21 protein-coding genes and 1 pseudogene are annotated in these 18,607 nt (G+C 38.6%); 13 read left to right on the top strand and 9 right to left on the bottom strand.

The genetic code is table 11. The annotated features are described in order from the left end of the window. Nucleotides 1-56: 56 nt before the first annotated feature. The 3 genes from hppD (at nucleotide 57) to cysM (ending at nucleotide 3,367) form a co-directional block, all read left to right on the top strand. Nucleotides 57-1,187 (top strand): 4-hydroxyphenylpyruvate dioxygenase, encoded by a 1,131-nt coding sequence (gene hppD, locus L2567_RS04005; RefSeq protein WP_235296408.1) that lies wholly within the window; start codon nucleotides 57-59, stop codon nucleotides 1,185-1,187. Nucleotides 1,188-1,647: 460 nt separating this feature from the next. Next, nucleotides 1,648-2,487, top strand: a complete 840-nt coding sequence (locus L2567_RS04010) for a serine O-acetyltransferase (protein ID WP_235296409.1) — start codon at nucleotides 1,648-1,650, stop codon at nucleotides 2,485-2,487. A gap of 1 nt (nucleotide 2,488) precedes the next feature. Then, on the top strand, nucleotides 2,489-3,367 hold the full coding sequence (cysM, locus tag L2567_RS04015) for a cysteine synthase CysM (RefSeq protein WP_235296410.1): 879 nt from the start codon (nucleotides 2,489-2,491) through the stop codon (nucleotides 3,365-3,367). Between the two features lie 112 nt (nucleotides 3,368-3,479). Here cysM and L2567_RS04020 read toward each other — a convergent pair whose 3' ends face one another. Beyond that, complete coding sequence (locus tag L2567_RS04020) at nucleotides 3,480-3,890, bottom strand: DUF2141 domain-containing protein (protein WP_235296411.1); 411 nt, start codon at nucleotides 3,888-3,890, stop codon at nucleotides 3,480-3,482. A 120-nt stretch (nucleotides 3,891-4,010) separates the two neighbouring features. On the opposite strand from L2567_RS04020, the gene L2567_RS04025 reads away from it, so the two are divergent. Next, nucleotides 4,011-5,234: a PAS domain-containing sensor histidine kinase gene (locus tag L2567_RS04025; RefSeq protein ID WP_235296412.1), complete on the top strand. Its 1,224-nt coding sequence runs from the start codon at nucleotides 4,011-4,013 to the stop codon at nucleotides 5,232-5,234. Nucleotides 5,235-5,251: 17 nt separating this feature from the next. Here the strand turns inward: L2567_RS04025 and L2567_RS04030 are convergent, their stop codons facing one another. Further along, complete coding sequence (locus L2567_RS04030; RefSeq protein WP_235296413.1) at nucleotides 5,252-5,470, bottom strand: hypothetical protein; 219 nt, start codon at nucleotides 5,468-5,470, stop codon at nucleotides 5,252-5,254. A 234-nt stretch (nucleotides 5,471-5,704) separates the two neighbouring features. Here L2567_RS04030 and L2567_RS21250 point away from each other — a divergent pair. The 9 genes and pseudogenes from L2567_RS21250 to L2567_RS04070 all read left to right on the top strand — a co-directional run. Beyond that, nucleotides 5,705-5,878 (top strand): annotated as a pseudogene (locus L2567_RS21250) (heavy metal translocating P-type ATPase metal-binding domain-containing protein); the annotation flags it as partial. An 18-nt stretch (nucleotides 5,879-5,896) separates the two neighbouring features. After that, nucleotides 5,897-8,098: a heavy metal translocating P-type ATPase gene (locus tag L2567_RS04035; protein ID WP_235296414.1), complete on the top strand. Its 2,202-nt coding sequence runs from the start codon at nucleotides 5,897-5,899 to the stop codon at nucleotides 8,096-8,098. 59 nt (nucleotides 8,099-8,157) lie between these two features. Beyond that, nucleotides 8,158-8,319, top strand: a complete 162-nt coding sequence (ccoS, locus tag L2567_RS04040) for a cbb3-type cytochrome oxidase assembly protein CcoS (protein ID WP_235296415.1) — start codon at nucleotides 8,158-8,160, stop codon at nucleotides 8,317-8,319. Nucleotides 8,320-8,330: 11 nt separating this feature from the next. Next, nucleotides 8,331-10,460: a cytochrome-c oxidase, cbb3-type subunit I gene (gene ccoN / locus L2567_RS04045; RefSeq protein ID WP_235296416.1), complete on the top strand. Its 2,130-nt coding sequence runs from the start codon at nucleotides 8,331-8,333 to the stop codon at nucleotides 10,458-10,460. Nucleotides 10,461-10,466: 6 nt separating this feature from the next. Continuing rightward, entirely contained in the window at nucleotides 10,467-10,655 is a 189-nt protein-coding gene (locus L2567_RS04050; RefSeq protein ID WP_235296417.1) for a hypothetical protein, read from the top strand. Between the two features lie 10 nt (nucleotides 10,656-10,665). Further along, on the top strand, nucleotides 10,666-11,589 hold the full coding sequence (locus L2567_RS04055; protein ID WP_235296418.1) for a cbb3-type cytochrome c oxidase N-terminal domain-containing protein: 924 nt from the start codon (nucleotides 10,666-10,668) through the stop codon (nucleotides 11,587-11,589). A 3-nt stretch (nucleotides 11,590-11,592) separates the two neighbouring features. Next, nucleotides 11,593-13,002: a cytochrome c oxidase accessory protein CcoG gene (gene ccoG, locus L2567_RS04060; RefSeq protein ID WP_235296419.1), complete on the top strand. Its 1,410-nt coding sequence runs from the start codon at nucleotides 11,593-11,595 to the stop codon at nucleotides 13,000-13,002. 5 nt (nucleotides 13,003-13,007) lie between these two features. Next, the gene (locus tag L2567_RS04065) at nucleotides 13,008-13,445 is read left to right on the top strand and encodes a FixH family protein (RefSeq protein WP_235296420.1); all 438 of its coding nucleotides are present in this window, start codon (nucleotides 13,008-13,010) and stop codon (nucleotides 13,443-13,445) included. Between the two features lie 3 nt (nucleotides 13,446-13,448). After that, nucleotides 13,449-14,144 (top strand): sulfite exporter TauE/SafE family protein, encoded by a 696-nt coding sequence (locus L2567_RS04070; RefSeq protein ID WP_235296421.1) that lies wholly within the window; start codon nucleotides 13,449-13,451, stop codon nucleotides 14,142-14,144. Between the two features lies 1 nt (nucleotide 14,145). Here the strand turns inward: L2567_RS04070 and L2567_RS04075 are convergent, their stop codons facing one another. From L2567_RS04075 to L2567_RS04105, 7 genes are all read right to left on the bottom strand, one after another. Then, the gene (locus tag L2567_RS04075; RefSeq protein ID WP_235296422.1) at nucleotides 14,146-14,568 is read right to left on the bottom strand and encodes a CBS domain-containing protein; all 423 of its coding nucleotides are present in this window, start codon (nucleotides 14,566-14,568) and stop codon (nucleotides 14,146-14,148) included. A gap of 6 nt (nucleotides 14,569-14,574) precedes the next feature. Then, nucleotides 14,575-15,021 carry a CBS domain-containing protein gene (locus L2567_RS04080; protein ID WP_235296423.1) on the bottom strand — a complete coding sequence of 149 codons (447 nt, stop codon included), beginning with the start codon at nucleotides 15,019-15,021 and terminating at the stop codon, nucleotides 14,575-14,577. Nucleotides 15,022-15,032: 11 nt separating this feature from the next. Further along, nucleotides 15,033-15,896 (bottom strand): universal stress protein, encoded by an 864-nt coding sequence (locus tag L2567_RS04085; RefSeq protein ID WP_235296424.1) that lies wholly within the window; start codon nucleotides 15,894-15,896, stop codon nucleotides 15,033-15,035. Nucleotides 15,897-15,908: 12 nt separating this feature from the next. Further along, nucleotides 15,909-17,054 carry a universal stress protein gene (locus L2567_RS04090; protein ID WP_235296425.1) on the bottom strand — a complete coding sequence of 382 codons (1,146 nt, stop codon included), beginning with the start codon at nucleotides 17,052-17,054 and terminating at the stop codon, nucleotides 15,909-15,911. A 2-nt stretch (nucleotides 17,055-17,056) separates the two neighbouring features. Further along, nucleotides 17,057-17,500 carry a CBS domain-containing protein gene (locus tag L2567_RS04095; protein WP_235296426.1) on the bottom strand — a complete coding sequence of 148 codons (444 nt, stop codon included), beginning with the start codon at nucleotides 17,498-17,500 and terminating at the stop codon, nucleotides 17,057-17,059. Nucleotides 17,501-17,578: 78 nt separating this feature from the next. Continuing rightward, the gene (locus L2567_RS04100) at nucleotides 17,579-17,947 is read right to left on the bottom strand and encodes a hypothetical protein (RefSeq protein WP_235296427.1); all 369 of its coding nucleotides are present in this window, start codon (nucleotides 17,945-17,947) and stop codon (nucleotides 17,579-17,581) included. A 13-nt stretch (nucleotides 17,948-17,960) separates the two neighbouring features. After that, nucleotides 17,961-18,605, bottom strand: a complete 645-nt coding sequence (locus L2567_RS04105; protein ID WP_235296428.1) for a hypothetical protein — start codon at nucleotides 18,603-18,605, stop codon at nucleotides 17,961-17,963. Between the last annotated feature and the right edge of the window lie 2 nt (nucleotides 18,606-18,607).

Below are 18,607 nucleotides of genomic sequence, written 5' to 3' on the forward strand. Positions count from 1 at the left end.
AAAATTTCATATATTTGCATATGCAACTATTGTATATGCAATTAAATAAATAGAATATGAAAAGTTTTGCAATATCAGAGGAGGAGAAAAAGGCTTCAGAAGAATTTATGCCTATTAATGGTACAGATTATGTAGAATTTTATGTCAGCAATTCAAAACAAGCTGCACACTTCTACAAGACTGCTATGGGGTTTAGATCATTGGCATATAGTGGACTGGAAACTGGCAACAGAGAGTTTGAGTCATACGTAGTCATTCAAGATAAAATACGTTTTGTATTTACATCTCCCCTGAAAGGCGGAACTGAAATTGGAAGACATATTGACAGGCACGGAGACGGTGTAAAAGTAGTGGCTTTATGGGTGGATGATGCCAGACATGCCTATGATCAGGCTATGAGTAGAGGTGCAAAGTCATTCTTTGAGCCTATGGAAGAGAAGGATAAAGATGGTTCAGTGGTTAGAGCTGCAATTCACACTTATGGTGATGTTGTACATGTCTTTGTCGAAAGAAAGGATTACAATGGTGTTTTTCTTCCTGGCTATCGTCAATGGAATTCAGATTATCAAACGGAATCTACGGGGCTGAAGTATGTTGACCATATGGTAGGGAATGTGGAAGAGGGCCATATGAATCAATGGGTCAATTTTTATGAGGAAGTACTTGGCTTTAAGCAAATACTATCTTTTGATGACAAGGATATATCCACTGAGTATACCGCATTGATGAGCAAAGTGATGAGTAATGGCAATGGAAAGATTAAATTTCCGATCAATGAACCTGCTCCTGGATTGAAAAAATCTCAGGTTGACGAATATCTGGAATTTTACGATGGCGCCGGTGTTCAACATATTGCTGTTGCCACTGACGACATTATCAAAACTGTTACGGAATTGAAGTCTAGAGGCATCGAATTTTTACAAGTTCCTCAAACCTATTACGATGCTTTGACGGAGCGCGTGGGAGAAATTGATGAAGATATTTCTGCGCTCGCAAAGTTGGGAATTTTAGTTGACCGTGACGAAGACGGGTATCTTTTACAAATTTTCACCAAGACGGTCCAAGCGAGACCTACTATGTTCTTCGAGATTATTCAGAGGAAAGGAGCTAATTCATTTGGAAAGGGCAATTTCAAGGCACTATTTGAAGCATTGGAAAGAGAGCAGGAATTGAGAGGGACATTGTAGTAGGTGACTACCTAAGAAGTGGGTACGGACTTATTTCTTAATAACCACCTGCTTTCTGGCAAATGGAATTTGCCAGTCCCATAGCAGAGTACTGAATTGGGGAGTTGTTGCTTTAGCAGCAAGTAAGGCTAACCTGTTATTTTAACCCTTTTCTTTTTCTGGCAAATGGAATTTGCCAGTCCTATAGCAGAGTACTGAATAGGGGACATGTCATTATAGCAGCAAGAAAGGTTCACCAGTACATTTGATCCTTCTTTGCATCTGGCAAATGGAATTTGCCAGTCCCGTAGGCTGACTACCGTAATTGCACTATCCTACCAGTCCCAAGACAAAATTTCACTTGCACCGCCTCAACCTATAATATCTTCATAAATCCCCTTCTCCCGCACCACCTCCTGACACCCCAATCAATATTAGGCTTCATTTTTGAACTATATCATCACACAATTATTTATCTTCTATGAATAAGAAATTTCTAGAAAAACTCTTGGAAGCACATAGACTGTGCTCGGACTGCCCCACCCCAATGGAAATCGTAGCGTTTTTTAAGGACCTTACAGGCGCCCTTTATATGGACTACGCCAAACAAAGCTTCTATTCCACAGAGCAAATTCAGGCTTACCTTAATGACCTGGAAAAAACCTTCGCCGGTTTGCTGGTTAGAAATCCCGATAATGACTTTACAAAAGTCAATGAAATGGCAGCCCATTTTTTCCAGGAGTTACCCACCATCTACGACTTATTGGAGAAAGATATTACTGCAATCTTTGAAGGTGACCCAGCCGCCAAATCCAGAAGAGAAGTGATCCGCTCTTACCCCGGATTCTATGCGACCATGGTTTACCGCATTGCAAATCTTATGCAAAAGCAAAATGTAAAAGACATACCCAGAATTCTTACAGAATATGCACATTCTAAAACTGGAATTGACATCAATCCGGGAGCAGAAATAGGCGCCTACTTTTGTATCGACCACGGAACAGGAGTTGTTATTGGAGAAACTGCAGTCATTGGTGAACATTGCAAAATATACCAGGGTGTCACCCTTGGTGCCCTTAGCGTAGATAAGTCAGATGCCAACAAGAAAAGGCACCCTACCCTCGAAGATGGTGTAATCATTTATGCAAATGCCACCATACTTGGTGGAAATACCATCATCGGTGAAAACTCAATCATAGGCGGAAACGTGTGGATTACCAAATCAGTCCCTGCCAATACCAAACTCTACTACCGAGCAAATCTTCAGGATGGTAAAGGAAGTGCGGTAGATACCTATGTGATCAAAGAAACCAGGTCTTGATATGAAACTACTTGAACTAATTGGAAATACACCACTAGTCCGTATCCAGCATTTAAACCCAAATCCTAATGTCATCGTTTATGGTAAATTAGAAGGCAACAACCCGGGAGGAAGTGTAAAAGACCGCGCTGCCTTTGGTATGATCAGCGAAGCGCTCAAGCGGGGAGATATTAAAAAGGGTGATCGCCTTGTAGAGGCCACAAGCGGAAACACAGGGATTGCACTGGCTATGATTGCAGGCCAAATGGGACTAAACATGACGTTATTAATGCCTGCAAAAGCCACTCAGGAACGTGTTGATACCATGAGAGCGTACGGAGCGACTGTTATTCTCACAGATGAAGATAAAACCATAGAGTACTCCAGAGAAGTAGCCGATCAAATGGTAGCTGATGAGGGTTATATCATGCTTAATCAGTTTGCTAATCCTGATAATTATGGAATGCATTACAAAACTACAGGACCTGAAATTTATCGCGATACCGATCATAAAGTGACTCATTTTGTAAGTTCAATGGGCACTACAGGAACCATCATGGGTGTTTCTCGTTATTTGAAAGAGCAAAACCCTGATATTCAGATAATTGGTTGCCAACCGACTGATGGGTCATCCATTCCGGGAATCAGAAGGTGGAGTCCTGAATTTCTACCCAAAATTTTTGAGCCCGAAAGAGTGGATCGAATTTTCGATGTTTCAGAGGAGGAAGCTATTGAAATGACTAGAAACTTAGCTACAAAGGAAGGTATATTCGCAGGTATGAGTTCAGGAGGAGCAATGAGTGCTGCACTTAAACTCGCAAAGGAATTGGAAGAAGGGATTATAGTTAGCATTGTTTGTGATCGTGGAGACCGCTACTTAAGTTCAGGACTATTTCAATAATAAAGCGGGGTAATCCCACCTAAAAATTGAAAATCTTACTTAACATTGAGAGCAAGGGAGCGCTTACGATCTGATTCAATGATATAATATCAGATCATTGCAGTAACCTATATTATTTCATTTTTATCTCTATGCGCTCATCACCATCTACCTGGATTGCACATTCTTCAAAGGTAGGTGCCCTGAACCATATTCCTGGATTTTTAGAAAAAGCATAAGGCTCTTTGGGCCAACCAAAAAAGTTGACATCCATCTTTCCGTTTCGGTTCAGATCATGGACCAATGCCATGGCATATTGACCTTTTTCATTTACTTTGAATTGGCAATTCACCGTACTTCCATCAACAGGTACAATCCTGAAATCCATAATGTCCTTTTCACTTAGAAATTCCTCATTTGAAGAATAAATTGCAATTCTAATATCTCCTTCCATCTTATTAATTCCCGTAATCGCAACATCTACTTTATATTCTGAAATACTCATTTCAGCAACATTTTCATTAAAAGGTAGAAAGCTAACCATCCAAAATATTATACCTATCATAGCATTAGAACAACATAGTAGCTGCTTATGATCACCCTTAAAAGTTAAATTTTATAAAAAAGTCGCAAGCATTGACAAGGTAACTCCTAAATTCATGACATGAAACAGGATCAGGAATTTGTACTCAGACTAAATGCAATTATAGAAACTGCTATAGATGGCATCATCACCATTGACGCCCAAGGCATCATTGAAACCGTTAACCATGCAGTATCCACGCTGTTTCAATATAGTAAGGAAGAGATGATTGGCAATAACATATCCATGCTTATGCCTGAACCTGACCGAAGCCAGCATGATCGTTATATTTCAAACTACCTTTCAACCAAGGTGGCTAAGATTATTGGCATAGGTCGCGAGGTACAAGGCAAAAAGAAGGATGGAACTGTATTCCCGTTTAGACTAGCAGTCAGTGAAGTCATTCTCAATGACCGCATCATATTTACAGGCATTGTTCATGATCTATCTGAAACCAAAGAGGCCCAGGAAGAATTAAGAAATCTTAACAATCAATTAGAACACAAGATCGCGGAAAGAACGGATGAATTAGAAAAAGCCATTAATCGACTGATCAAAACCAATCGCAAACTTGAGAAGAGCGAGGAAGCATTGACTGAAGCGCTCCAATCTGAAAAACAGACCAATGAGTTGAAGTCCAGATTCATAACAACAGCATCTCATGAATTTAGAACGCCATTGAGCACCATCCTATCATCAGCCAGTCTTATTGGAAGATATACTACTGAAGATCAGCAACCCCAGAGACTACGGCACATCGAAAAAATCAAAAATTCTGTAAATCACCTCACTGGAATATTAAACGATTTTCTAGATCTTTCTAAACTAGAAGAAGGTAAAATAAATCTACAAGTTGAAGAACTTCCTTTGAATACGATCGTCCGAAGTATTTTTTCAGAACTTGATGGCATGAAGAAAGATGGGCAAAAGCTGGTAATGGAAGCCCCGGATGACATCAAAATTATTACAGATAAAAAAACATTGCGAAACACACTGTTCAACTTGCTTTCCAATGCCATAAAATATTCAGAACAGGGATCAATTGTGGTTACAATTAAGCCTTTACCTGAACAAATCGAAATTTCTATTAAGGACGATGGCATGGGTATTCCTGTAACGGAACAGGATTACTTGTTTGAGCGATTTTTCAGAGCGTCTAATGTAGAAAACATACAAGGAACCGGTCTGGGCCTAAGCATTGTCAACCGTTATATTCAGCTGTTAAAAGGCAGTATCACCTTTGAGAGTAAAGAGAATGTGGGGACCGAATTCTATATCCGACTACCCCACATATTAGAAATATAAGTATAAGATTAGAACATTTATGCTGCTGTCTTTTTACTTTCTAATGGGCTTATTTTAGCCACGGAAGTTTTCTTAAGATTTTTCTCAAACTTTACTCCCAGAATGGCAGATAGAAATACAGGAACTGCCAGTAAAGCAAGGAATGGAACGCTTAGTGTGAAGCTTAGTATCACTATAAGCATCATTAATGAGAATCTGTATAGTACATTGTCGAATGTTGTTTCAAAAGCTTTCATAATTCTTTCTTTTCGGATTTTTAATACTCCAAATTTATAGTCCTGAGGCAAGGCCTTTGATGACATAGATCATTCACTGGATTGACTTTAATCAATGGTGCCTAGTAGAGATGACCATAAATTTGAAAGAAAAAATGTCCAGACATTCAACATTCAAAGGCATGATGTACGCCACCGCCATTTTCCTACTGATATCCCTGCTTTTTTTGATAGGGATTTTAAGTCTGATCATTAATGTTGCTTAAAGAACAAAAGGTAAATGTGCAGTGTACCCATTGCGGAGATGCAATTGATACATCATATAATAAAAAGCTGAACTTCTGTTGTCAAGGGTGTGAGCAAATATATCATTTACTCCAGAGTCACCATTTAGCAACCTACTATAACATTGACAAATACCCTGGCATATCCGCAAAAGGGAAAATTTTGAAATCCTACGAATTTCTTGATGATGAAATTACAGCTGAAAAATTGATATCATTCCGAAGCAAAGAAATCACGAAGATTCGATTTAATTTGCCTTCTATCCATTGTTCTTCTTGTCTTTGGCTGCTCGAAAATTTGCCGCGACTACATTCTGGAATCAGACATTGCAAGGTTAACATACTTAGCAAGAACGTAGCCATCGATTATTCTCATTCTGAAATCTCCTTAAAAGAATTGGTTGAGCTTTTGGCAAAAATTGGGTATGAACCTGAGTTGAATTTTGCGTTTTTGAATGAAATTAAAGTTCAGAAATTTGATAGATCTTTAATCATAAAAATCGGAGTTGCCGGATTCTGTTTCGGTAATATTATGCTCTTGAGCTTCCCAGAATATTTGGGACTTCATGGTGCATTTAAATCTTATTTTCTAGGTTACATCAATATACTTCTATCGCTACCGGTGCTGCTTTATGCAGGCCGAAACTATCTGGTGGATGCTTATAAAAATTTGGTCAATAGTCATCTTGGAATTCATTTTCCGCTGGCATTGGGAATGCTCGCTTTGTTTCTTAGAAGTGTGTATGAAATTACCTTCGGAGTTGGTGAAGGATATCTAGATAGCTTTTCTGGCTTTGTGTTTTTTCTTCTTTTAGGTCAATGGTATCAAAATAGAACTCAAAAACACTTGAATTTCGACAGAGACTACAGAAGTTACTTTCCTATTTCAGTAGATGTTCTGGACCATGATGTCTTTAAATCCAAAACCATAGATCAAGTAAGAAAAGGGGACATTATCAGGGTACGAAACATGGAGATTATACCTTGTGATGGTAAGTTGCTTAGTACCAACTGTCAGATCGATTATAGCTTTGTAACTGGAGAATCTGAAGTTCACCATAAAGAGAAAGGTGCCAAAATTTATGCCGGAGGACGACAAAAAGGAGCTGCCATTAAAATCAAGGTAACAAGATCTGTTGAGCAAGGATATCTGACTACGCTATGGAATGAGCAAGTTTTTAAGATTGACAAAAGCAGCAGCGCAACACTACTGTTGGATAAAATTAGTAAGTATTTTTCTCTTGTTATTTTAACGATTGCCGTGCTGACTTTTATTTATTGGATAAATAAAGATACCTCTATTGCATATACCTCTTTAACCTCCGTATTAATTGTAGCCTGTCCATGTGCACTAGCCATCAGTGTCCCTTTCATTCTTGGAAATGCCATGAGAATCTTAGCTAAAAGAAAATTCTATGTCCGATCGATTCATACTATCGAAAAATTTGCTGATATCGACACCGTTATTTTTGACAAAACTGGTACGATCACCGAAAACAATGGATTAAAAGTAAGCTATTATGGTCAACCACTTAATTCCCATGATATGGATATGATCGTATCATTAACCAGCCATTCTAATCATCCCTTTAGCAAAGCAATAAGCCAACACTATCAAGGTGAACATTATCAGATAAGCGACTTTCAAGAAATCCCCGGACGAGGAATTATAGGGCGATATGGAAATTACAATGTGAGATTAGGATCAGGCCGTTTCATATTCAATAGTCCTAGCAGGGATAGCAGTAAATCATTTGTTGAAATTAATGGGCAGATCTATGGTTATTTCAAATTTAATAAAAGGCTGAGGTCTGGGATAAAAGAGCTTATTGGTACTCTCAAGCATTACAAATTAGCACTTTTATCAGGTGATGGAAGTTCTGAATTTGAGCGCATGCAGGGCTTGTTCCCCAAAGACGCAGAACTGCGATTTAATCAATCACCAAAAGATAAGTTAGCGTACATTAAAAATCTACAAAGTCAAGGACATAGTGTGATGATGATCGGTGATGGTCTCAATGACGCCGGTGCTCTTAAGCAAAGTGATATTGGAGTAGTGGTAGTGGAAGATAACAATAATTTCACGCCCGCATGTGATGTCATGATCTCAGCTGATCATTTGTTTCAATTAAAACGCGTGAATAGGTATTTTACGAAACTTCGACACTCACTCTATGGCGCTTTTGTGATTGCATTTCTTTATAATGTTATAGGCTTATCCTTTGCTGTTTCTGGCCAACTTTCACCCATCGTTGCAGCTATATTAATGCCTTTAAGCAGCATCACCATCATTCTATATTCCATACTGACCAGTAAAATATCTGCCTTCGTATTGAATCATGATGCTTATCAACCTAAAGAGTGATGTAAGTCATCAAATCGATACCAAGCCTCCACTATTTTGCAGCTTATTAAACGGAAAATATGAGAATCATTCTGGTCTTAATCATCATTAGTCTATTGCTCGCTATTGGGTTTCTTACCGCTTTTTTTTGGGCAGTTAACGATGGTCAATACGATGATGATTTCACCCCTTCTATTAGAATATTATTCGATGATGAAAAACATCCTCAAAACAAGTTATAATCAATTAATACATGTCTAATCTAGAAACATTTAAGTACGACGACAAGATTGTAAGAAATTTTGCCATAGCAACTTCTCTCTGGGGAGTAGTAGGTATGCTCGTTGGCTTACTTGCTGCATTGCAAATGGTATGGCCGGTTTTAAATTTTTCGGCTGAGACCTCTTTTGGACGAATCAGACCATTGCATACCAATGCCGTGATATTTGCCTTTGTCGGTAATGGCATATTCATGGGCGTTTACTACTCACTTCAGCGTTTACTCAAAGCCCGTATGTACAGTGATTTCCTTTCCAAATTCAATTTTTGGGGCTGGCAAACCATCATATTATTGGCTGCAGTGTCGCTTCCTTTGGGAATTACAAGTGCGCATGAGTACGCTGAGCTGGAATGGCCCATTGACATTTTAATTGCGTTGGTCTGGGTGGCCTTTGGAATCAATATGTTCGGCACTATTTTGAAAAGGAGGGAAAGCCACTTATATGTTGCCATATGGTTTTACATCGCTACCTGGGTGACGGTGACTGTTCTTCATATTTTTAACAATCTGGAACTTCCGGTATCACTGGTGAAAAGTATTCCAGTTTTTGCGGGTGTCCAGGATGCTCTTATTCAATGGTGGTATGGGCATAATGCAGTAGCCTTTTTTCTCACCACTCCGTATCTGGGGCTGATGTATTACTTTTTGCCTAAAGCTGCTAATCGCCCGGTCTATTCCTACAAATTATCGATCATCCATTTCTGGGGTTTAATATTTATTTACATCTGGGCCGGACCTCACCATCTCCTATACACTTCCTTACCAGACTGGGCTCAGTCACTGGGAACTGTCTTCTCCATCATGTTGATAGCACCTTCTTGGGGAGGAATGTTAAACGGTTTACTCACGCTTCGTGGTGCATGGGACAGGGTAAGGCAAGACCCCATTTTAAAATTTATGGTGGTGGCTATTTCAGCATATGGTATGGCGACACTTGAAGGTCCCCTTCTATCTATCAAATCGATCAATGCAATCAGTCACTATACGGATTGGACAGTTGCTCACGTACATGTAGGAACGCTGGGGTGGAATGGGATGATGACATTTGGAATCCTTTATTGGATCATTCCCAGACTGTATAACACCAAACTACATTCTGTCAAAATGGCCAATGCTCATTTCTGGATAGCGACTTTGGGTACCATATTCTATGTCATCCCACTTTACTGGGCGGGATGGACACAAAGTTTAATGTGGAAGCAATTCGAACCGGATGGTTTATTGACATACGGTAACTTCCTGGAGACAGTTACTCAGATCATACCCATGTACATGCTGAGAGCCTTGGGTGGCGCCATCTATGTAGCAGGTGTGTTCATGATGGTATATAATCTGTGGAAAACTACCCGTAAAGGCAAAGTATCCGACCCAGAGGTTAGTGCTCCTCCTAAAGAAAAAATAGTTTCTGGAAAAGGTGAATATTGGCATAAGTGGATAGAAAAAAGACCGGTACAGATGCTCGTTGCCGCAACGGTATTGGTCATGATAGGTGGACTTGTGGAGATTTTTCCTATGATCATCATTGATAAAAACGTTCCAAAAATTGAGAGTGTGACGCCCTATACACCATTGGAATTGGAAGGCCGAGACATCTATATTGCTGAAGGATGTCTGGGATGCCACTCCCAAATGATCCGTCCTTTCAGATCTGAAGCAGAGCGATATGGTGATTTTTCTAAATCCGGAGAGTTTATCTATGATCGACCTTTCTTATGGGGCTCGAAAAGGACCGGGCCTGATATTCATCGTGTAGGAAACAAGTATCCAGACAGCTGGCACTACAATCACATGTTAGATCCAAATTCGATGTCTCCTGGCTCTATCATGCCTGCTTACCCCTGGTTATTTAAACGAAAAATCAATACCAAGTATACTGCAAAGAAGATCAGAACGCTTCAAATATTGAATACCCCTTATCCGGAAAATTATGCTGACATAGCTGTTAAGGACCTGGAATTGCAGGCGAAACAGATTACGGCCAATTTGGAGTCGCAGGGTATAGAACAAGAGAATCTGGAGGACAAACAGATCATTGCTTTGATTGCCTACTTACAAAGACTAGGCACAGATGCGACACCTCAAATTTTTGTTGAAGAAAAATAATGCGATATGTATAAATATATTCTTGAGTCTGCCGGAAATATCAATTGGATGGCATTGTTTGCGCTACTTACATTCATGTTTGTTTTCATTGTATCGGCCATTCTGATTTTTACCAAAAACAAGAAAACCATACAACATATTTCTCATCTGCCTCTGGTCAATGAAGAGGATTTAAATATTGAAAACCGCAAATAGCCACAGAATTATGAAACATCTTAGTAAAATCTGGATATTGGTCATATGCTCTTCAGTTCAACTTCATGCTAAAAGAGGGCTTACGATTCTGGATAAGGCATATGAAAATATTATTCTCATTCTAGCCTTATTGGTGATCTTGGCTGTCATGATTACTTTTTTCAATATGGTCTTCAATTTTCTTGACCTTCAGAAACTCAGACTCCAGCAGGAAATGGGAATTGAAAAGGAAGAAGTCGTTAAGACTATGGCTATGCCGAGTTGGAAAAAAATATATCAGTGGATGTGGAGTCTGGTGCCTAAGGACAAGGAATCAACGATAGATCTAGGACACTCCTATGATGGTATTCGTGAGCTTGACAACAAATTACCTCCTTGGTGGCTGTTTTTATTTTATGGGACGATTGCCTTTTCAGTGGTCTATATGTGGATCTATGAGTGGGGACCTAACGATTGGAGTTCAGAAATGGAATATAGAATTGCTATGGAGGAAGCCGAAGAACAAAAAGAGAGATTTTTTTCTAAGATGACCGCTTCGATCGATGAAAACAATGTTATTTTTATCGAAGATGAGAAGAGCCTGATTCTTGGACAGGAAGTATTCATTAAAAATTGTGCAGCTTGTCATGGTCCTGAAGGTCAGGGGCTTGTTGGACCTAACCTTACAGATGATTATTGGATTCATGGTGGGAATATTAAGGATATCTTCAAGATCATTAAATATGGTGTGCCTGAGAAAGGTATGATACCCTGGAACACGCAGTTAAAACCAACCACCATACAAAGTGTTGCCAGTTACATTCAGACGCTTCATGGAACCAATCCCCCTAATCCAAAAGCAAAGGAAGGCACTCTATATGTGCCAGAAGAGGAAATTGCAGTGCCCATTGGAAGCAATGATGCCGAAGTCGATGATCTAAATTTGACAAACTAGCCTATGACTACCCACGACGAGGAAAATGAAGAATTCAGAGATTCACTGGCAACCGTCGATTCAAAAGGAAAACGAGTCTGGGTTTATCCTAAAAAACCAAATGGCCGATACTACAATTATCGTAAAATTCTTTCCTACTTTCTCCTGGCTTTACTCTTTGTGTTACCGTGGTTGGAATGGAAGGGTCAACCCTTGTTTCTTCTAAATATTCTTGAAAGAAAATTCATACTATTTGGCTTTTATTTTCCTCCTCAAGATTTTTTTCTTTTCGTCATCGGCATGCTCATCTTTATTGTATTCATCGCTTTGTTTACAGTAATTTATGGTCGGCTGTTCTGCGGATGGATATGCCCCCAAACTATTTTTATGGAAATGGTCTTCAGACGTATAGAATACTTTATAGAGGGAGATGCCACAGCACAGATAAGACTTAATAAATCTTCCTGGACTATAGAAAAATGGTTAAAGAAAGGTATCAAACATCTGATATTTTTTATGATTTCTGTCGCTATTGCAAATACTTTCCTAGCATACATAATTGGGAAAAAAGCAGTCCTTCAACTCATTACTGAACCCATTCTACTACACATCAATGGCTTTATAGCTATGATTATATTTTCACTGGTATTTTATGGCGTATTTGCCTTTCTTCGAGAGCAGGTTTGTACTACAATTTGTCCTTACGGCAGATTACAAGGAGTACTTCTAGACACAAAATCACTGGCAGTCTATTATGATTTTGTCAGAGGAGAGCCAAGGGGCAAGATAAGAAAAAACGCTCCTTCAGACGAAGTTGTAAAAGGCGATTGCATCGACTGTAATCTATGTGTTAAGGTCTGTCCTACTGGTATAGACATTAGAAATGGTATTCAACTTGAATGCGTGAATTGTACGGCATGTATGGATGCATGTGATGAAGTGATGGAGAAGATCGATAGGCCAAAGGGCTTAATCAGAATCGATAGTTACCAAAGTATTACCAATGACCAACACAGCAAGATCAATAATCGATCCATTGCCTACAGTGTGGTGCTTGTAATTCTAATTGCCCTGGAAGCATTTTTATTAATGACCAGATCTGAAGTGGAAGTTTTAATATTAAAAACACCTGGAACACTTTTCTACGAGGCATACAATAACAGGATATCCAATATGTACAATTATCAGTTGACCAACAAAACTGATGAGATTTTAAATCTCGAGTTCAGGTGTAGCAACATGAACCAGGTTGAATTTGAGTTCATAGGGTCAAAGCCCGAAACGATCAAGCAAGGTCAGACGGAGGGAGTGCTGTTGATTAAGATACCTAAGGAATTAATGGATGAAAGAAAAATCAATCTTAAGATTGATGTCCTGGTTGATGAAAAAGTGATAGACCAGGTAAAAACCACATTTATTGGACCTATAAAATAGTAATCATGAAAATTAATTGGGGTATTGCATTAATCATTTTTTTTACCATTTATATCGCATTACTAGTGAGAATAGTAGTGAAATCTTTTCAGGTAGATCATAGTCTGGTCGTAGAGAATTATTACGACCACGATATTCACTATCAGAGTAAATTCGATGATATCAGCAATCGCAATTTCTTAAAAGAAGACTTAAGTATTTTGGTAGAGAAACATAGCAACAGCCTGGTTCTTAATTTTGGATCACATGCGGAAGTTGACGAAGCGAAAGTTCTTCTTTATCGACCTTCGGATAAACATCAAGATATAGAAAAAACCCTCACGGATATAGGTCAGACAACCACGCTTTCAATAGCCAACCTATCAGATGGGATATGGAATGTAAAAGTGAGTTGGAAGGACCAAAATTGCTCTTATTATAAAGAACAAAAAATCTATTGGTAATTGATGTTCTACGTAGCATTTACGCTTGGTATGTTTGGAAGTCTACATTGTTTAGGCATGTGCGGACCACTGGCATTTGCATTGCTTCCAGGTATCCATAGAGGAGGAATCAAAAATACGCTGAGGGTCATCCTTTACAATTTAGGAAGAACCAGCAGCTATATGATTCTAGGTCTTATAGCAGGCTTATTTATCAGTGCGATTAGCCTAACGGGTTTACAAAAGCCGTTGACCATTCTGGTTGGTATCGTCTTAATCATCATGGCTTTCGTTTCAATCAACTTAGAGAGAACCATATCAAAAAATAAAATCTATCAGAAAGCTATCTCCTATTATCATCGGAAAATACGCTATATACTGCAAGAAAAGGCTTCAAGAAATGCCTGGTTCCTCGGAATGCTGAATGGCCTGGTTCCATGTGGTTTAGTTTATCTTGCTTTGGCGGGTGCTTTAAATTCAGGTAGTCTGTCGAACAGCTCACTTTTTATGGCCTATTTCGGATTGGGTACTTTTCCGGCCATGTTTCTGCTTCTTATCGGGTCTTCTTATTTGACCCTGTCAAACCGACTTAGATGGAATAAAGTGATGACATACTTACAACTTATGGTTGGTATATTCTTAATATACAGAGGAATAGCTGTAGAAATGCCGGTCAATTTAGAATTGTACTGGAGTCTCGGAAAAGTAATGTGCCATTAGATTATACTTTGCTTTCAATATGCAAAGATTTTAGTAAGTCGTATGCCGTAACGATTCCTATTACTTTCTGCTCATCATTGACTACTATTAATCCATGGAATTCACCCTGGAGCAATAGTTCTACCGCATACTGCACGTCATCTTCTCTCTTGAGGGTAATAGGATCTTCGTGCATAATATCTCCTACAGGTATATGGTTCATCAACATTTGAGTATAATGTCTACCACTTGTTTCATTTAACATTCTTAGAAATCTGGCGCTCAGATCTGTCTTGGAAACAATTCCAATTAATTGTTCATTTTCAGTAATAGGCACGTGTGAATAACCAGCTATTTGGATCAATTTCACAACGTTTTTTAAACTGGCGTTGCGCTCTAAAGTCATGGGACGTTCTCTCATAATATCGCCTACTCTGATGATCATCTTCACTTAGCTTTCATGATTTAATAGTAGTTCCAAAAAGTCATAGGGTGTAACCACTCCTACACATTTCTCCTCAGACCTGACCAACAGGCAGTGAAATTTATTGACCATAAACATTTTCAAAACCTCGTTAATTTCCGTATGATATGAAACACTGATAGGGTTCTTAGTCATCACGTCGCTTGCTATCAAAGATCTAAAGAATTTTTCATTATAGATTTTGGCATCCTCAAAATTGAATAGCGTAAAATGATGCAACAGTTTATTGTAGTCGCTACGACTGATAACGCCTACTCCGACTTTGTTTTCATTTACTACTGGCAGATGGTGAAAGTTATTACTTTCGAAAATTTCTTTGATTTCAAACATTGAAGCATCTGGATGAACTGAAATATAACTTGCTGTCATAATTTCAGATACGTGGGTGCTTAAATCTATGGTAGTCAGTGTCATTTTAAATATATTTAGATTGCCGCAGAACTGAACAAAATTTGGCTTCGCTTTTTTAATCCTGATGGTAGAAATAGTGTGGGTTTCCTCGCTTTCAATATCATTTTCTTACTTATGCTACCAGAAACCATAGTCTCTAACCACGACATTTTGTCTGTAATCATAACTTGCAGGTCAGCTTCCTTTTGCTCAGAATAGTTGATGAGTTCTTTAACAATGTCTCCCTTTTCCTTTTGAATGACAGTGAAAGGGAAGTCTAGATTTCTTTTTTCGAAATACTCCTCTACGATGTTTCTTAGAAATCCTTCATTTTTCCCCTTCTGGTCTATAATGTGTACAAAGTGCAAGTCTGCCTTGTAATTTGCATTCCACTCCAGTAGATACTCTAGAATTCGATCTGATTCAAGATGATGATCTGTTGCGATCACGACCCGATTAATCTTCTTGTACTCCGCTTGATTCGGAATAAGATAGACCGGAACCCCCACCCTCTTTACAACTCCAAGAGAAACTGTCCCCAACCATTTATCGAACAGATCGTACTTGTCTCTGGTCCCCATTACCACCGCATCAAAGTGACCTTTCTCAACTTTATCCACAATCAGTTCGACAGTGGATCCGACCTCCACTTCCGAGAGAAAAGGATAGTCAGCACTCAATTCAGCTAAAGTTTCAGCAGCAAGCCGATCCATTTCATTGATAATACTATCGCCCCTGGTGAGACCCGCAGTATAGGTTAGTGGGTCCTGCAGACTAAGATTTCCATCTAATATGTGCAAAATGACATACTTGGCTTCTTCTTTGTGCATCTGAAACGCATATTTCATGGCATTGAGACCAATTTTTCCAAAGTCGAAGGGAATCAGAATATTCTTCATTTTCTAATGATTTTAATGGTGACAATTTGCATCAGGTTTTTGACGACATGCTCCGCCGCACAGACAACCTATATCATCGTTGTGAAAAACCATGATGGGAGTTTGAGATTTCATCAAAGTCGACTTGGTCTGGCTCTTCTGAATGATTTGCTCCAATAGTTTTTTCTTCTTCTTTGATAATATGATCAAGTCTGCCTTGATATTTTCCGCGTAGTTGTTGACTCCCGAAGAAACATTTGTAGCTTGCACTTCTTCACATATAAACTGAATGTCTTCATACATATGGCTTACATACGAAGATATATCATAGGGCTCATATTTCGTCCCGTCATCTACATGTATAATGTGTATCTCAGATTCAAACTTCCTCGCTAATTTCGCAATGCTTTTAAGGACTTTTTGATCATAACTGGTTGGAGCATAAGCGTAAACTATTTTCTTCAATCCTGAATACTTTAGATTTGGAGGTATAAACATGGCCGGACAATGTCCATGACTGGAGACTTTTAATGACACTGACCCCAGAATTTTTTTACTCGCACTTTCACCCGTGTTCCCCAAGATCACCAGATCTTTGTCCTTTGATTTTTCGATGATCTTGTCCGCTGCCAAACCCATCATGTAAGTATCTCTAATCATCACAAACTCCTTATCTACTCTTTGCCTTTCCAGTTCCTTCCGTGTCTTTTCTACAATACGATGTAGGTTGTACTTTCTGTTAGCGACTGTGACATCATCTACCAGGATTTGACCATCGACTACCATGGGTGAGGGGTGATTCACGTATAATAATTCGATTTCAGCACCTATCTCCTTAGCAAGCCCCAATGCGTAATTAAATGCATTTAAAGAGTTCTCTGAAAAATCGATTGGCACAAGAATCTTAGTCAAGAGATCCGGAGCAAATTCCTGGATTATATTTTCCTTTGACTTGGTTACAAAGTTTTCAATCCCTTCCTTTTCGCTGTAGACAATGTCTACGTGCGAGTTTATTCGAAGGGTAGGAATCGATTCGACATGATCTTCGATAATCTGACTTACATTCTTAATCTCTTCTATTTCAAGATTCAGATTATATCTTCTTAAAAATTGTTCAAGTGAATACTTGAAATACTCATAACGAGAAGTTTCCGCACCATATATTTTTACGTTTGCCATGTTCAAGAAGTATAGGATTTATAAATTTCTTTGTCTTCAGACAGGTGTTTAATGATATCCAATGTCGTTACAATGCCTACGAGTCGCTCACCATCAACAATAGGAATGGCATGAAAAAGATTTTCTTTAAAAATCTCAATAGCTACATTGATTTTATCTTCAGGGGCCAGTCTCGCAATCTTACGAGTCATGATTTCGTCTACGGTATGAGACTTAAGTCGAAATAGATCCCATTTGTTTTCAATGTCTATTTCATTAAATCCCCTTTTGAAGTGCAGATAATCTGACTTGCTGACCATGCCTATAAATTTGCCATCTTTTTCTACAGGTAAATGGTGGATTTTATGCGTTCTAAAAAGATCTTCAACCTTCTTAATGGTATCTTCAGGAGAGATGGTCGTCAGTTCCTTAGTCATAATTGAATGTACTGGAGCTAATAAATTCATTTGATTTAATTTTACTTAAAGATGCTGGAATGATTTCATCCTCAAGATGATGTATGTCAATGGTGCCATTGACCTTAATCAATCACTGTAGAAATGATCCAGGTCCTCACTTTTCATTTCTTGTTTAGCTAATGTCCAATGGTCTGTTATAGAAGTTTGCATCCACTGCTCTCCTGACTTTCTATACACCTGAATATGCAATCCAAACTTATTTTCAAAAGCATTTTCTAATTCTGCAACTGTCATTTCAGAATCAATATCTATCTCACCATTAAGGAGCATAGGATTTAACTTCTCCAGCTCCATGTCCTGATTGATTTTGAGTTCATCTTTGGAACCCTGATATGTCTCATGTTTTTTACGGTAAAATTCAATTTTTAGATTTGGAAAGATGGTTTGGAATTCGGTTTTGATTTGTTCTGTAGTTTTATGTGTTGTAATTTCCATAATATATTGTGTTTTAAAATGTAATGCCCATTTGTAATCCAATTCTAGGCTTCACTCCTGAGTAACCTTGATCTAAAAGACCGTAGTCTTCTATTCCACTTGCGTCCCTATTGCGTACGATTTTAGATTGCCGTACACCGCCTCCCATAAAAATGTCAAGTACGATCCTTTTGGTAATGTCAAACTGAACGCCCAACAAGACACCTCCTTCTCCTGCTGTTATCTCTTCATCCACCAGTTCCGTTTGAGTATCCCCTTTCTCTGGATCGTAGTACCAGTTAGAATAAGTTTCATTTTGGTACAAGCCTAAAATATAAGGTGCTGAGTAAAAGCCAATGTTATACATGTTTAAGGTCTGATGGGTCTCTTTGTACAATTGACTTAAGTAGAATCGATACTGTAAGAATGCCTGAAAACCACCACGCTTTTCTTCGCCATTATCTCCACTTATGATAGAAATTAAAGTATTCAAGCTGGTCTTCCTGTTGTTAAAATACCGTTCAAATCCTATCTGAAATTCAGCTCTACCTAGTTCGACTGGGCTTAATTTCAATAGATTCTGATAAGTATATAAGTGGTCTGCCTCCACACTTTTATCCTGAGCAATGAGATTCAAATGCAGAAGAAGGCATATAGATAGAATCAATAAATTTTTCATAA

Origin of the sequence: Portibacter marinus (assembly GCF_021533195.1) — a bacterium.
GTDB lineage: Bacteria > Bacteroidota > Bacteroidia > Chitinophagales > Saprospiraceae > Portibacter > Portibacter marinus.

Bases quoted from the DNA above. Each gene is read 5' to 3' on its own strand.
- L2567_RS04050 (WP_235296417.1), top strand. From the start codon at position 10,467: ATGTATAAATATATTCTTGAGTCTGCCGGAAATATCAATTGGATGGCA.
- L2567_RS04020 (WP_235296411.1), bottom strand. From the start codon at position 3,890: ATGGTTAGCTTTCTACCTTTTAATGAAAATGTTGCTGAAATGAGTATT.
- L2567_RS04090 (WP_235296425.1), bottom strand. From the start codon at position 17,054: ATGGCAAACGTAAAAATATATGGTGCGGAAACTTCTCGTTATGAGTAT.
- L2567_RS04030 (WP_235296413.1), bottom strand. From the start codon at position 5,470: ATGAAAGCTTTTGAAACAACATTCGACAATGTACTATACAGATTCTCA.
- hppD (WP_235296408.1), top strand. From the start codon at position 57: ATGAAAAGTTTTGCAATATCAGAGGAGGAGAAAAAGGCTTCAGAAGAA.
- L2567_RS04100 (WP_235296427.1), bottom strand. From the start codon at position 17,947: ATGGAAATTACAACACATAAAACTACAGAACAAATCAAAACCGAATTC.
- L2567_RS04010 (WP_235296409.1), top strand. From the start codon at position 1,648: ATGAATAAGAAATTTCTAGAAAAACTCTTGGAAGCACATAGACTGTGC.
- cysM (WP_235296410.1), top strand. From the start codon at position 2,489: ATGAAACTACTTGAACTAATTGGAAATACACCACTAGTCCGTATCCAG.
- L2567_RS04070 (WP_235296421.1), top strand. From the start codon at position 13,449: ATGTTCTACGTAGCATTTACGCTTGGTATGTTTGGAAGTCTACATTGT.
- L2567_RS04105 (WP_235296428.1), bottom strand. From the start codon at position 18,605: ATGAAAAATTTATTGATTCTATCTATATGCCTTCTTCTGCATTTGAAT.
- L2567_RS04055 (WP_235296418.1), top strand. From the start codon at position 10,666: ATGAAACATCTTAGTAAAATCTGGATATTGGTCATATGCTCTTCAGTT.
- L2567_RS04080 (WP_235296423.1), bottom strand. From the start codon at position 15,021: ATGACACTGACTACCATAGATTTAAGCACCCACGTATCTGAAATTATG.
- ccoG (WP_235296419.1), top strand. From the start codon at position 11,593: ATGACTACCCACGACGAGGAAAATGAAGAATTCAGAGATTCACTGGCA.
- L2567_RS04095 (WP_235296426.1), bottom strand. From the start codon at position 17,500: ATGAATTTATTAGCTCCAGTACATTCAATTATGACTAAGGAACTGACG.
- L2567_RS04065 (WP_235296420.1), top strand. From the start codon at position 13,008: ATGAAAATTAATTGGGGTATTGCATTAATCATTTTTTTTACCATTTAT.
- L2567_RS04025 (WP_235296412.1), top strand. From the start codon at position 4,011: ATGAAACAGGATCAGGAATTTGTACTCAGACTAAATGCAATTATAGAA.
- L2567_RS04085 (WP_235296424.1), bottom strand. From the start codon at position 15,896: ATGAAGAATATTCTGATTCCCTTCGACTTTGGAAAAATTGGTCTCAAT.
- L2567_RS04075 (WP_235296422.1), bottom strand. From the start codon at position 14,568: ATGATCATCAGAGTAGGCGATATTATGAGAGAACGTCCCATGACTTTA.
- ccoN (WP_235296416.1), top strand. From the start codon at position 8,331: ATGTCTAATCTAGAAACATTTAAGTACGACGACAAGATTGTAAGAAAT.
- ccoS (WP_235296415.1), top strand. From the start codon at position 8,158: ATGAGAATCATTCTGGTCTTAATCATCATTAGTCTATTGCTCGCTATT.